Raw genomic sequence first — 13,993 nt, 5'->3', positions numbered from 1 at the left:
TACATTAACGAGAATGCCAACGTAACGCATCATTTGACGCATCTGTTATGCGGGTTTCAGGCAGGTGATTTCACATCACGTGTCCGAGGGGGTATTGCCAAGTTGTTTGAGGTAGGCCGCACGAATGCGTTAGCGCATTCATTTGCGATTGCCGTATGGTGTCCCGAGTTAGCCAGCATATTGAGAACGGCGACGTTTGATAACGGTGGCAATCGCAATGCCAAGGGGAATCAGAGCTACGAGAACGGCAATAATGGCCCGTACCGCACCGATCCGATAATTGTCAGTCGCCATCAAACCGATCACGATTCCCGCGCCGAGCGATCCCCCGCCTGTCACAAGTATAATGAGGGTTTTCAGATCACTCGGCCTGTTCAGCTTCGCGGCAAGTACATGGCGAAGAAACAGAGTTGCGGCCATGCCTATTGCAATGATCAGGAACACGATCATGATGAAGCGAAACCAGTTCGGCCCGACACCACCAAAAAGGAAGAAACCGACCAACCCCACGATTGCAAAGCCGAACGCGCCGACCCCGATCACCGCAAGACCAATGGCACCGAAGCCCCAGGGTGATGTCCACTCCTTGGCATCCTCATGTTTTGGCTGTGACGTCGCCGCCAGTTTGCGTGGCCGTTCTCTGAGACCCGCAGCAATCAAAAGAGCGGGAGCCACCAGAGCGAGAATTGCCCCATAATAGGGAAAGATCAGGAACCGGAACTGATCCACGAGACGGCTTCCCATCAAGCCGCGCATTTCGTCACGCGCCTGTCTGATGTCCGCGCCGATAGAGCCACCCGTGAAAGACCAAACCAACACACCCGCGAAGGTTACAAATGCAATCTGGTCAGCGATCTTGCGATAAGGGCCAACTACGGGGAGGATCCTCGTTACGGTCGCGGCAGCAAACGCCAAGACAGGTATCAGAAGCCACCACCCTACATATGTCCAACCCGATACCGTGGCATTATCGAATAACCCCAGCCTCACAAGTTGGCTGTTTCGCGGTAGCTGAAACATAACAACCGGAACAACCGCGATCAGCGCAAGGCACAGCGTTGCCAATGCCGGTAAACCAGCCGGTGAAGACGCAAAGCGTCTGATCAGCTTCCCAAGGGAAACCTGTTCTGTTTGATCATTCATGCTGCCTACCCCCTCCTGTGGGCGAAATATAAAAATGACCGAGTGAGACTGATCTCTTTACAAATCGGGAGAAGCAGACGGCGTGGCTTGTTGGCGCGCGGTTGTAGCGTCGGCTCTAACCTTGGTGTCTGCTACAAAGGCTTCCAGATCGAGCCGGAAATCACGGGCAACAGCCCCGAAATTAACAATACGTTCTTTGTTCCTGGAATCCGGCGTATACCAGATCGACAGAACCGCATCGCAATAGATCGACTTCATTTCGGCCAGATGCTTTTTGGCCCGTTCAAGGCGTTGAGCCGTGCTGTCCATAGTTGCAAAAAAATTCCCCCTATCCGCGTCGTAGCAGGGAACATCGGCCACTTTTCCGTTTTTGATGGGATAGATCATCTGCATGGCACGCCGTTGAAAGATGCTATCACGTTCGTGCTTGATCGGTTCGCCATACTTCTCAGTAGCTGCGGCGACAAATTCTTCGATGACCGGCTTTTGCTCGTCTTTGGAAATTGAAACAATGCGCGTGAAAGACTTGATCAGATTGCCCGTGTGCCACGGGGTTGCGATGAGGGAATATTGCTCGCGGGTGTCCCAAATTGCGCCGATGGCAAAGCTCGTGCCTACATAATCTTCCCGCTCTGAGCCGCCTTGGCTGTCAGTCCACGTTCCCATGCGGAGCTTATAATCAGGGTCATACTCCATCATACTGGTGCGGATATCTTTCTCAAGGCTGATACCCTTGATATCGAACCCCAATCCGGCAAATGACGACTTCCATTCCTGCTCTGCCCGAGCGGGCGAGAACATTGTCAGGCTCATCATTACGACCGCACTAACGGCCAATACGCTAATCTTCTTCATCGCGGTCACGCCACCCCTTTCATGATCGTCTGTCTGTACAAGTGGGCTTATGTAGCTTTAATTTTTTCGCAAGTCGGTGCGCCGTCCTCATCCAGTCCAACCGGAGTGGAATGCTAATTTCATAGTCCGCTATGCGGGAGCGGTCAGCGCGAAATCGTGGAAGAAACAGAAGTTACGGAAAAAACTCTAAAATTGTCATGCAAGATCAATTACATGACGCTATAGTCCTTGCGGGTAACGCATATGGGGGCATGATGTTAACGACAAAGGATTGGGCTGAGTATCAGCAATGGCATGAACTTCTGGACGCGCTCTGCACCAAAGAAGGCCACCTCGACAATATGGCTTTAGCCGATGCGTTATGCGCCACAAGTAAAAATCAGACGCAAGCGGCGTTCGATGCAGCAGTGAAGAATCTGCGAAACTGGCGTATGGGCATTCACATACCACAACGAAAAAACTTCATACTGCTCGGTAAAATCCTCAAAGTTGACCGGGATAATGCTCTGCGCGACGCATGGAACCGCCTATATAGTCAGGCGAAGGTAAAGCCTTCGACCGATGATATAGTGACAGGTATGGACGATGAAACGCCCCCCCCAGCAAGCTCGGCCAAGTCGGTTTCCAAGCAGATCCTAATTGCCGGCGGTGTTGCCGCCGCGCTTGTCACAGGTGTTTTTGTCATCGATCTATCGGGCAGTGAGAAGGTCGAGGACACTGATCCAGTAGCAAGCTATGAAGGTATCGTCGCAGATTATGTGCGCAATGTTTCGGCCAAGGTCGGGGATTCCCTTATCATCCACGGAGCACGTGGGAACGAGTGCGGCGATGCTCCGACATGGGAGAGTGCCAAGCTCCTGTTACCCGAACTGGTAACGGGAACCTTGACGGATGGCGGCGTCGGAACTCGAAACAGCCGTCAGTGCGGTGGGCGTATTCCAGCCCGTGCGATCATGTTCACTGCGACAAAACCCGGCACAGAACAAATCAGCCTATATGGCGATGATATAGTGATCCGCGTGACAGAGTAGGATATCCTTTTTATCTGTTTACAACAGACCACCTTTGCATATGCAAAGCCATTGCCACTTCGAATAACGCGTTCAGCTGGTAATGAAACGTCCACTTCAATACCGAAGACCTCACAGTTAAAATCATCCAGAACATTCAATAATCGGACTCACATTAGTCGATCAACAAACTACCGATCTGTTCATTTTCATTGGCCAGTTGCCGGCTGTTACGATAGCACGTCTCACTGACATCTAGGTGCGGTATGCCACTCCTTGGTATAAATAGTATTTGGATGAATGCATTACATCAGCTAAAGGAGAGAAGCACATCCAGTGGCGCCCCTTACGCTGCTTGGACTTTTGCCTTTCACAAAGACTTTAAACGCGTCGCAACGGAATTGCTGATTGCCTTTTCCCATCAAGGAAGGCTATGCCCGACATAATAAATATGAAGGAGCAGAAATGCGGCTTGGCGGACGCCTTCAGGCGGCGATAGAGATTTTAAACGATATTGAGGTGGTCAAACGCCCGGCTTCCGATGCGCTGAAGGATTGGGGTGCGTCGCATCGCTTTGCCGGTGCAGGGGATCGCGCTGTCATTGGTAATATTGTTTATGACGCGCTGCGCCGCAAATTGTCTATTGCGTGGCGTATGGACAGTGATGATGCGCGGGCTTTGGCCTATGGTGCACTGGTTTGCGAAGGTGATATGGATTTCGCAACGATTGATGCAACGCTTGATGGCGATAAATTTGCGCCTGAAGCGCTGGATGCGGCACCGCGCGAAGCTTGGCGCAGCCGTGATCTTGCTGATGCTCCTTTAAATATCCGGGCCGATGTACCTCAATGGTGCATTCCTTCACTGGTGGAAATGTTCGGTGAGCGCTGGGTAGAAGAGGCTGCGGCACTTGCCACGCGACCGCCGGTCGATCTTCGGGTTAATTTGCTTAAAACCAAGCCAGAAGCTGTTCTTGAAGCCTTGGAAAAAGCCGGTGTTGTGCAAGCACCATTGCTCAGTCAGGCTTTGCGTATTCCTCCAATAGAAGCACTGGGTCGTCATCCCAATGTGCAGACAGATCAGGCATTTCTTGATGGCTGGTTTGAAGTGCAGGATCTCGGCTCCCAGCTTGCAGCTTTGTTTGCAGGTAGCAAGCCGGGTGAACAGGTGCTGGATTATTGTGCGGGTGCTGGCGGCAAGACACTTGCACTGGCTGCCGCCATGGGAAACAGTGGTCAGGTTCACGCTTATGATGCGGAACGTGCACGTCTTTCACCGATGCATGATCGTTTGCAGCGGGCAGGTGTACGTAATACACAGATCCATAGCAATCTTGATGCCTTGGCACCATTGATCGGACGGATGGACCTTGTCCTCACCGATGCCCCATGTACGGGTTCCGGTACATGGCGACGCCGGCCCGATGCCAAATGGCGCCTTAACGAGCAACAGCTTGAACGTCGCGTGCAGGACCAGCAGGAGGTTCTCGAAGCCGCTCAACATTATGTCAAGCCGGGTGGGCGTCTGGTCTATGTGACCTGCTCACTTTTTGCAGAAGAAAATACACGCCAGATTGAGCGTTTTCTTGCGGAGCACAGTGACTTTACCGAAGCAGCACCCCGTGATCTCTGGGATTCAATCGTCACAGATGCAGGTACTCTGTCACCGGTATTTTCTACCCGGGGCAGTGTATTTTCTCCATTATCCACGGATACGGACGGTTTTTACGTAAGCGTGTTGCAAAGACAGAGCTAAGATAGCGATGCTGCATATCCGGGTTTTGTGCGGAAGAAGCATTATTAGTCTGTTGCCAGACAGAGGCCGAACGAGTGATCAAAACCATTGCGGGTAAACGTCTTCTTTATGTCATGGCGACAGAAGCCGAATATGGTCCTTATCTGGGTTCACTCTTTTCGCCTCTGATGATTGGTGTGGGACCAGTTGAGGCATCCGTTAACCTGACCCGTATTTTGGCAGATTATGAAAAACAAGGCGAATTGCCTGATCTGGTTATCTCGATTGGTTCCGCCGGATCCGCAACACTCTCACAAACGGATGTGTTTCAGGTTTCAATGGTTGGCTATCGTGATATGGACGCTTCAGCGCTGGGTTTTGAAAAAGGGCGTACGCCTTTTCTTGATCTGCCTAAAGTTGTTGATTTGCCCCTCCTTATTCCTGGCTTGCCACGCGCCTCGCTTTCAACGGGCGCGAATATTGTTTCCGGCCAAGCCTATGAAGCGATTGAAGCCGATATGGTCGATATGGAAACTTACGCCTGTTTGCGTGCCTGTCAGATGTTTGGTGTTGAATTGATTGGACTGCGCGGCATTTCAGACGGTGTGCAAGAACTCAATCACCTTAATGACTGGACAGAATATCTTGATGTCATTGATGAGAAGCTTGCCACGGCTGTGAAGGCACTGGAATCTGCGATTGCTGATGGCGCTGTGGTGTTTACTGACAAGGATATGTCAGGATAAGTTTGTTTTATTGGTTTGTTTGTTAAAACGTGGCACTTCGTCCATTGCATTTTTGCTGTTTTTTATCTAGATGCTCGGCATGAGCACCACGGCACATCCTGACACTATTCTTATCATTGACTTTGGCAGCCAGGTTACGCAGCTGATTGCACGCCGCGTACGTGAGACCGGAGTTTATTCCGAAATCGTTCCGTTTCAATCTGCGGAAGATGCCTATAGGCGTATCAACCCGAAGGCAGTTATCCTGTCGGGCAGTCCGCATTCAACAACGGACATCGGTAGTCCGCGTGCGCCGCAAGCGATTTTCGAGGCTGGTATTCCTGTTCTCGGTATCTGCTATGGCGAGCAGACCATGTGCGCCCAGCTGGGTGGCAAGGTTGAAAGCGGCCATGACCGTGAGTTTGGTCGCGCTTTCCTTGAAGTGCAGGAAGACAGTGCACTGTTTGCTGGCGTATGGGCCAAGGGCACCCGCCATCAGGTCTGGATGAGCCATGGTGACCGCGTAACGGCGCTTCCTGAAGGCTTCAAGGTCATTGGCACATCACCCAATGCACCTTTCGCGGCCATTTCGGATGAGAAGCGTAAATATTTTGCAGTCCAGTTCCACCCCGAGGTTGTGCATACGCCTGATGGTGCGAAGCTGCTTCAAAACTTCGTTCACAATATTGTCGGTATCAAGCCAGACTGGACTATGTCAGCCTATCGCGAGCAGGCTGTCGAAGCCATTCGCAAACAGGTCGGCAAAGGCAAGGTTATCTGTGCACTATCGGGTGGCGTTGACTCTTCTGTTGCGGCCCTTCTGATCCATGAAGCGGTTGGCGATCAGCTGATCTGTATCCTTGTTGATCATGGCTTGATGCGCAAGAACGAGGCGGCCGATGTGGTGGCCATGTTCAAGGAGCATTATAATCTTCCGCTGATTCTTGTGAATGCACAGGACAGGTTCATTGATGCGCTTGAAGGCGAAAGTGACCCGGAAAAAAAGCGCAAGACCATTGGTCGTCTATTCATTGAAGTATTTGAGGAAGAAGCCAACAAACTTGGTGGCGCAGACTTCCTTGCACAGGGAACACTTTATCCAGACGTTATCGAAAGCGTTTCCTTTACCGGTGGCCCTTCTGTGACGATCAAGTCGCACCATAATGTTGGTGGTCTGCCAGAGCGCATGAATATGCAGTTGGTTGAGCCTTTGCGCGAACTCTTCAAGGATGAAGTGCGCGTATTGGGCAAGGAACTCGGTCTGCCTGACAGTTTTATCGGTCGCCATCCATTCCCTGGTCCGGGTCTTGCAATCCGCTGCCCGGGCGGAATTACGCGCGAAAAGCTTGAAATCCTACGCGAAGCCGATGCGGTTTATCTTGATGAAATCCGCAAAGCAGGTCTTTATGATACAATCTGGCAGGCTTTTGCAGTTTTACTGCCCGTTCAGACTGTTGGCGTGATGGGCGATGGCCGCACTTATGAGTTTGTCTGTGCATTGCGTGCCGTGACTTCGGTCGATGGCATGACCGCAGATTTCTACCACTATGATATGAACTTCCTCGGCAATGCAGCGACCCGTATAATCAATGAAGTCCGCGGCATTAACCGAGTTGTTTATGATGTGACCTCGAAGCCTCCGGGTACCATTGAGTGGGAATAATTTGGCGTCTGGTAAAGACCGGCACCAAAGAGCATGAAATAGCAGCTAAGCCCGCGTAATTGCGGGCTTTTTTGTTTTTTGGTGCTGCACAGTCTGGCACGTCCAAGAAGAAATTTTTCATGGCATGAAAAATGGTATTTCGTAGCCCGATGTCATGCTATCAGCGCAATACCATGACGGCCAAATCCCCGGCATCATGGTATTTTCAGAGCGTTGAAAGGCAGTGTCGTGCTGACTGATACCAAGCTGCGCAACCTGAAAACGCAGGCCGCGCTCTACAAAGTGAATGACCGCGATGGACTATATGTTGTGGGAACTCCTGCGGATTCGATCTCTTTTCGCTATAACTACGCCATCCACAGACAACGTTACCTTAACCCGCATGTCAACATTTACCGCGATGAGGGATGTTGATCGGACCTCGTTGTCCGCTTTGCCGCCGTCATCGTTTTTCATCTGATATTATCGCTGAAGCTGTCTGGCTGCACTTCCATTTTCCATTGAGCTTTCGAATGATCGAGGACATGCTAGCTTATCAGGATCATCGCTACCCACAACACAATGCGCGAATGGACTGAGAAGTTTGGAGGCGGCTATGCCAATAAAATACGTCGCCGCACGCCCAGATTTGGTGATCAATGACATCTAGATGAATAAGTGATATTAATCAAAGGTGAGAAACACATTCTTTGACGGACTGTTAATCAGCATGGCTTTGTGTTGGAAGCCCTGATGCGAAAACGCCACGATACCAAGGCTGCCAAATTTCCCAAGAAACAAATTCAGTTCCGTCGTTCACCGTGATTTACGCCCAGCCTCAACCAACATGTGGCGTACAACTGCATGTCTGTAGTTCAGGTTAAAATACCATTCGCTATTCAAGCACACCATCAATCGGGTTAAGGTAATGATGCCCGGCCATCTAAGCCTCCGTTACACACGGCAAACTGTTGACGAAAGGGCTATTATCACGAAAAAACTCAATGGTTTTCGATTAACAGCGCGGCTATCAGACTTTGAAAAAGAATAAGCATTTAATCGTGTCAACTCAACGGTCAGTCGACGCTTTCCTGTAAATTCTATAGAGTGTTAGAACCCTGCAAGTGCCCCCCCATCCACAGCAAGTGTCTGACCGGTTATATAAGATGCTGCAGGTGACGATAGATAGACACTTGCCCAGCCAATATCTTCAGCGGTCCCAATCGTACCCATTTGAATTCTCGAGAGTGCCTTGGCTTTCCTTGCCTCATCCGCACCAGTCGCACCCCGATACAAGGGCGTGTCAATCCAGCCCGGTGCAATTGCATTGACGCGTACGCCCTGGGGAGCAAATTCAGCAGAAAGACCTCTGACAACGCCGAGTAGAGCAGATTTTGCCGCTGAATAGCCAATCACATATGGGAGCCCCATGTAAGATGCCATTGAAGCTGTAAACAAAACCGACCCATGCCCCCTTCCAGCCTGCGCTGTAATAATAGGTCGCGTGAACTCGAGTGCTCCCCGAAGATGAACATCGAGGATTGAATCGATATCTTCACAAGTTGTTTCGCTGAAAGGTTTTCGGATCGTGTTGCCAGCATTGTTTACTAGAATGTCAATTCCATTATAGCGTGCGTCTATAGTTCGAGCCGCTTCAGATAAAGACTTAATGTCGGCAAGATCAACTACTTCAGCACTGGATCCGGGGATTGAGAGGACCGCGCTATCGAGTACATTTTGGCGTCTCCCAACCACGACAACCTCTGCACCTGCCTGTGCCATGGCCTGCGCGATCGCAAACCCAATTCCTGAGCCCCCACCTGTTATAAGTGCTTTCTTTCCATGCAACCCAAACGTTTTCTCGATCTCATTCATTTCTGCACAACCATAATTTTAAGGGAATCCGGATTGTCGGCCCAGTAATCGAATGCCGTATCTGCTTCTTCAAAGGGAATTTGTTTCGATATCAGCTTGTCCGCTTGATTGCCAATCTGCTCTAAAAACTGAATGACAGCCCGAAAATCGTCAATTGTAGCATTTCGAGACCCCATAATATCCAACTCTTTTAAATTAAAGAGCGCAGTATTGTAGGTTACCGGCAATTTTGAGTAACCGACGTAGACAACCCTGCCAGCGTAACTTGCAATGTCAATGCACTGGGTAAAGGTATCTGGTATTCCGACAGCTTCGAATGCGACATCGACACCAAAATCATTTGTCAGTTCAGATATCCGCTGAACGACGTCGACAGAACCCGGGTCTAGCGTCTCGCTTGCACCAAACTCGCGAGAAACGGAACGTTTATGTTCGCTAAAATCGACGGCTATTACTTCTGCACCCCGGGCAATTGCTCCGATCAGAATCCCCAAACCGATCATCCCACAGCCCAGGACTGCGACGCGATCGCCTTTTTTAACCTGCCCCCGAGCCACCGCATGAAATCCAACCGCAAGCGGCTCAACCAGCGCCAGATACCTAGGGTCAAGGGCGTCATTAACGATAATTTTCTCGGAAGAAACAACAAACTCCTCTGTCATTGCTCCTTCTTGCTGAACGCCTAGGGTTCTATTGTAGCGGCAGGCATTTGTACGTCCTTTCTTACAAGAAGCGCACTCCCCACAGTTGGTGTAAGGAACAACGACGACCCGTTGCCCAACTCGGTATTCAGACGAAGCCGACGCGCCAATCTCGATGATTTGGCCACCAATTTCATGTCCTGGTATACGAGGAAGTGTTACGAGCGGATTACGGCCTCTATAGGTATTAAGGTCTGTACCACAAAGCCCAACATGCTTAACAGCAATTCGAATATCATCGTGCCCCAATTCCGGGCTTGGTATCTCGCCAAGCCGTGAAGAACCTTCAGCATCTATAATGAGTGCTTTCATCAAGATATTTTCCGAGATCATTACAGAAGAAAATAAACTCCTGGCTCAAAATTTTCCAATGCTAAGAGCCAGGACGCAGAGGGGATCAGTTATCAAACTTTCCTGCAACAAGATCATCCGGCAATGAAGCGCCGTGATAAGTTTGGTAGATTTTATTTAGTTCACCATTTTTTAGGTTATTCATAACCCAATCATTGACCCAGTTTTTTAGTGCTGGCTCATTTTTTCTCAGGCCCACAGCAAGCGGAAACACTTTCAGCGGGAATTGTGACTCAATCTGGTTATTTGGATTGGCTTCATTCACAGGAATCAGCAGAGAAGCTGCCACAGCATACACATCCTGCTGACCACTGATGACCGCATTTGTCGTCGAAGCATTGTCATCATATCGAACAACGCGTGCACCTTCGATGTTTTTTTCTTTGAGCGCCTCGGTAATCAGTGTGTCATTGGTTGACCCGCGTGTGACCGCAATATCCTTACCTGCAAGTGATTCCAATGTAGGAAGTTTTTGCCCTTTCGTAGTTGCTACCACGACCTGGCTGACAGCATAAGGATAGGAGAAGTCAACCTGTTTCTTACGCTCCTCAGTAATCGAAAAACTTGCGATGACGACATCGACCTTTCCGGTCATCAAAAACTGAATCCTGTTAGCAGGAGCTATCGACACAACCTCCAGTTCCACGCCAAGGTCTTTCGCCAATAGTCTGGCAGTATCCACATCGGATCCCACCTGCTTCATTTCCCCATTCACCATTCCAAAAGGAGCCTGACCCAGATCAATACCAACCTTGATTGAGCTTCGGTTCTTAATATTTGCTAGCGTGTCTGCGCTGGCTGAGAATGAAAAAGCACCAGCTGCAGCACAAAAAAGTAGGGTTAGCGTTGTTTTTCTTAACATTAAAGTTCCTCCCGTTGAAGCCTGTAAGGCGCCCCGATCATAGTCGTCCTTTAAATGACAATGGCCTCGAACGAATGGCTATGATCTCAATAACGATGAAGGCGCTCCTCAGGCCTTCTCGCTTGCAATCCCATATAATGGACATGTAAATCATATTTTGAACAAATCCACATGTCAATGGAAAATGGGTGCGACATTTACAAAGCGAGATAGCGTCCTATATAATGAGATATAGTATATCTTTGCGGCCCAGAATATCCAGATTTCTCTTTCTAATCATTTCAGATTATCTGCTTTAACGCGCAATATATCCAAGTTCGCGCGATATCGACAAAGCACACGCGGTTACCAACGGAACCAAGTTGTGCATACGCTCTTTTGACATATAAGGAGTTGTGCTCGCTACGCTCAGCCCCGCCACTATATTAGAACGGGCATCACGAACGGGAGCCGCAACACAACGGATTGAGGCTTCATTCTCCTCAAATTCCATCGTGTAACCAAGCTCTTTATAAGAGCGCATTGATTCCCGAAACTCATGCCACTGTAAAAATCCAGGAGGCGGCACCTCAGCCTGAATGACTTCGCTGTTTGCGAGAGAATATAAACGCGCCCATTCCTCTTCAGCCAGATCCAGCATCATAGCTTTACCAGTCCCGGTGGTCGCGACAGGCTTATGCAATCCAACCCGGGATCGCATTTCCAAGCCCTTTACGCCTGAAATCTTATCAATATAAAGCACACTATCACCATCGCGTACGCTAAGATGAATTGTATCGCCCGTCTGCTGTCCGAGTTTTTCTATATGTTTTCTGGCCAGCGAGGTTAAAGGCATTTGTTCTAATGCCTGTGCACCCAATTCTATTAATTTCGACCCAAGTACATAGCCACGACCGTCGACATGCCTCAAAAATCCGCTGCGCTGAAGAAAATGAACAATACGATGCGTTGTGCTACGACTTGTTCCCAGTTTTGATCCGATAGTAACGAGATCGCTCGCCCCATATGCAACAGCATCGAGTACAGTAAGAGCACGTGCCAGAACTTGAGTCCCCTGTACAGCCTGTTCATCGCGTTTCATCATTATTCGCCTCTATCCTAAACTATGGAACAAATGCACATAATTTGCTTCTTTAGTCAATCTATAGCCAGGCGTTGCAATGCATTTTATCCCATATAGTGGTCAGTAATTTTACATGTTGCGCACACGTTTTTTTGATGTTACTCCAAAACAGCTTTTGTAAATTGGAGGAGTTCCAAAAGTGCCCAATCTGAAAAACACTGATTTCAGTATAAAACCGTGCCCATTGGTTGAAAGACAAAATCTGCTCACAAGTGGTCACTTAAATGACCTATGAGTTTGATTTTAGCTTTCTGCACGAATATTGGCCTGACCTACTGCACGGACTCTGGCTAACAATCAAATTGTCTGCACTGACAATCGTATTGGGCTTTTTCGCAGGCACGCTTCTGGCCATTGGACGGACTTCGAAAAACGTCCTTATTTGTAAGAGTTGTGGGGTTTATGTTGAGCTAATCCGCAATACTCCATTACTCGTTCAAATGTTTCTGATTTATTTTGGTTTAGCTTCGCTTGGTTTTCGCTTTTCGGCACAGTTCTGCGCCGTGCTATCGATTGTGATTAATGTTAGCGCATACACCTGCGAAATCATGCGAGCAGGCATAGAATCGATCCGTAAAGGGCAGCTGGAGGCGTCGGAATGTCTCGGATTTACCCGATTTCAGTCGCTGCTTATGATAGTCCTGCCGCCAGCGACAGAACGCGTTTATCCGGCACTGACCAGCCAATTCATTCTCATTATGCTGACAACAAGTGTTGTGTCCCAAATCTCGGCGGAAGAGCTTACCTCGATTGCAGCAAGTATTGACTCGCTCACCTTCCGCTCTTTTGAAACATACCTCGTGGTTGCGGCAATATATATCGCCTTGTCAATCGTCGTCAGATGGCTGTTCTGGCTGATCTCTCAGTTTGTATTCCCACGTCTCCGACGTCTTGGCACACCATTGTGAGGGGCGTGACATGTTAACATCATTTCAGATCCAGGCATTATTCATCGGGGCCCTATGGACTTTTGGCTTGGCGCTCGTCGCATTTAGCGGCGGAGGTTTGCTCGGTCTTATCGTGGCAGTTGCCCGAGTTTCGTCCAACCGCATCATTGCACTCATCGCTTCCGTATATGTCTTGATTGTTCAGGGAACGCCACTTCTCATTCAGATGATGCTGGCTTACTTTGGCCTCTCTATTTTAGGTTATGACCTCCCGCCTTTTGCGGCTGCAAGTCTCGCAATTGTCATTTATGCCAGCGCATATTTTGGCGAAATCTGGCGTGGTGGAATCTTATCGGTCCCTAAAACGCAATGGGAAGCTGCAGAGTGTCTGGCCCTTCACCCAATCTATCGATTCTGGCTCGTAATAGTTCCTCAGGCATTACGGCTTTCGACCCCGCCTACTGTCGGGTTCATGGTGCAGATTGTTAAAAATACTTCGCTTGCCTCAGTGATCGGCGTGGCCGACCTCACCTATACAAGCAAGCTGATCAACAATTCGACGTTCCAACCATTCACAGTGTTTATGTTGGTCGCTGCTCTCTATTTTATGATGTGCTATCCACTTGCATGGTGGAGCCGTAAGCTCGAGGATCGCCTCAATGTCTCCAATCGTTAAACTAACCGATGTTTCAAAATCATTTGGAACTGTTAAAGTTTTGCACAGTGTCTCTTTTGAAGTTAACGCCGGGCAGGTAGTTGCCCTTATCGGCCGAAGTGGCTCTGGAAAAAGCACAGCATTGCGCTGCATCAATGGACTGGAGAAAATTAATGGTGGCGAAGTCGCGGTCTGCGATCATCATCTGCACCAGGACGTATCTAAAAAACAACTGAGAAAGCTCCATCTCGACGTTGGAATGGTGTTCCAGAGCTATAACCTGTTCCCTCATCTCACTGTGGGACAGAATATCATGCTTGCTCCACGTTTTGTTAAAAGCACTCCCCGAAAAGAGTGAATAGCCCCTAGATTTGTAGACACCTTGTGACTTAAAAAAGAGGCAAGGAGCTTACGATGGGTAAAGCTAATT

Annotated in this window: 13 protein-coding genes and 2 pseudogenes; 9 read left to right on the top strand and 6 right to left on the bottom strand. The window is 49.3% G+C overall.

Features of this window, described 5'->3' with window-relative positions:
• Positions 1 to 168: 168 nt before the first annotated feature.
• Together FHY56_RS14655 and FHY56_RS14650 are read right to left on the bottom strand one after the other, a co-directional pair.
• Positions 169 to 1,143: a hypothetical protein gene (locus tag FHY56_RS14655; protein ID WP_140905903.1), complete on the bottom strand. Its 975-nt coding sequence runs from the start codon at positions 1,141 to 1,143 to the stop codon at positions 169 to 171.
• Positions 1,144 to 1,200: 57 nt separating this feature from the next.
• Positions 1,201 to 2,007: a hypothetical protein gene (locus tag FHY56_RS14650; RefSeq protein WP_140905902.1), complete on the bottom strand. Its 807-nt coding sequence runs from the start codon at positions 2,005 to 2,007 to the stop codon at positions 1,201 to 1,203.
• A gap of 242 nt (positions 2,008 to 2,249) precedes the next feature.
• Here FHY56_RS14650 and FHY56_RS14645 point away from each other — a divergent pair, with 242 nt between their 5' ends.
• The 6 genes and pseudogenes from FHY56_RS14645 to FHY56_RS18440 form a co-directional block, all read left to right on the top strand.
• Positions 2,250 to 3,029, top strand: coding sequence for a hypothetical protein (locus tag FHY56_RS14645; protein ID WP_140905901.1), 780 nt, complete (start codon positions 2,250 to 2,252; stop codon positions 3,027 to 3,029).
• Between the two features lie 444 nt (positions 3,030 to 3,473).
• On the top strand, positions 3,474 to 4,763 hold the full coding sequence (locus tag FHY56_RS14640) for an RsmB/NOP family class I SAM-dependent RNA methyltransferase (RefSeq protein WP_140905963.1): 1,290 nt from the start codon (positions 3,474 to 3,476) through the stop codon (positions 4,761 to 4,763).
• A 74-nt stretch (positions 4,764 to 4,837) separates the two neighbouring features.
• Entirely contained in the window at positions 4,838 to 5,488 is a 651-nt protein-coding gene (locus FHY56_RS14635; protein WP_140905900.1) for a 5'-methylthioadenosine/S-adenosylhomocysteine nucleosidase, read from the top strand.
• A 79-nt stretch (positions 5,489 to 5,567) separates the two neighbouring features.
• Positions 5,568 to 7,130, top strand: a complete 1,563-nt coding sequence (gene guaA / locus FHY56_RS14630) for a glutamine-hydrolyzing GMP synthase (protein WP_140905899.1) — start codon at positions 5,568 to 5,570, stop codon at positions 7,128 to 7,130.
• Positions 7,131 to 7,358: 228 nt separating this feature from the next.
• Positions 7,359 to 7,544, top strand: coding sequence for an Arm DNA-binding domain-containing protein (locus tag FHY56_RS14625; protein ID WP_452101244.1), 186 nt, complete (start codon positions 7,359 to 7,361; stop codon positions 7,542 to 7,544).
• Positions 7,538 to 7,895 (top strand): annotated as a pseudogene (locus FHY56_RS18440) (DDE-type integrase/transposase/recombinase); the annotation flags it as partial. The gene FHY56_RS14625 and the pseudogene FHY56_RS18440, both read left to right, overlap by 7 nt.
• Before the next feature lie 324 nt (positions 7,896 to 8,219).
• Here FHY56_RS18440 and FHY56_RS14620 read toward each other — a convergent pair.
• From FHY56_RS14620 to FHY56_RS14605, 4 genes are all read right to left on the bottom strand, one after another.
• Positions 8,220 to 8,984 (bottom strand): SDR family NAD(P)-dependent oxidoreductase, encoded by a 765-nt coding sequence (locus FHY56_RS14620; RefSeq protein ID WP_140905898.1) that lies wholly within the window; start codon positions 8,982 to 8,984, stop codon positions 8,220 to 8,222.
• Positions 8,981 to 9,997 carry a zinc-binding alcohol dehydrogenase family protein gene (locus FHY56_RS14615; protein WP_193556795.1) on the bottom strand — a complete coding sequence of 339 codons (1,017 nt, stop codon included), beginning with the start codon at positions 9,995 to 9,997 and terminating at the stop codon, positions 8,981 to 8,983. Before FHY56_RS14615 ends, FHY56_RS14620 begins: the two co-directional genes overlap by 4 nt.
• A gap of 85 nt (positions 9,998 to 10,082) precedes the next feature.
• Positions 10,083 to 10,898: a transporter substrate-binding domain-containing protein gene (locus FHY56_RS14610; protein WP_140905896.1), complete on the bottom strand. Its 816-nt coding sequence runs from the start codon at positions 10,896 to 10,898 to the stop codon at positions 10,083 to 10,085.
• 295 nt (positions 10,899 to 11,193) lie between these two features.
• Positions 11,194 to 11,982, bottom strand: a complete 789-nt coding sequence (locus FHY56_RS14605) for an IclR family transcriptional regulator (protein ID WP_235889512.1) — start codon at positions 11,980 to 11,982, stop codon at positions 11,194 to 11,196.
• 263 nt (positions 11,983 to 12,245) lie between these two features.
• On the opposite strand from FHY56_RS14605, the gene FHY56_RS14600 reads away from it, so the two are divergent.
• From FHY56_RS14600 to FHY56_RS14590, 3 genes and pseudogenes are all read left to right on the top strand, one after another.
• Entirely contained in the window at positions 12,246 to 12,929 is a 684-nt protein-coding gene (locus FHY56_RS14600) for an amino acid ABC transporter permease (RefSeq protein ID WP_140905895.1), read from the top strand.
• A 10-nt stretch (positions 12,930 to 12,939) separates the two neighbouring features.
• The gene (locus FHY56_RS14595; RefSeq protein ID WP_140905894.1) at positions 12,940 to 13,584 is read left to right on the top strand and encodes an amino acid ABC transporter permease; all 645 of its coding nucleotides are present in this window, start codon (positions 12,940 to 12,942) and stop codon (positions 13,582 to 13,584) included.
• Positions 13,568 to 13,900: pseudogene (locus tag FHY56_RS14590) on the top strand (ATP-binding cassette domain-containing protein); the annotation flags it as partial. The gene FHY56_RS14595 and the pseudogene FHY56_RS14590, both read left to right, overlap by 17 nt.
• Between the last annotated feature and the right edge of the window lie 93 nt (positions 13,901 to 13,993).

This window comes from Brucella gallinifaecis, assembly GCF_006476605.1.
GTDB lineage: Bacteria > Pseudomonadota > Alphaproteobacteria > Rhizobiales > Rhizobiaceae > Brucella > Brucella gallinifaecis.
This window is presented reverse-complemented; position numbering and strand designations above follow the sequence as displayed.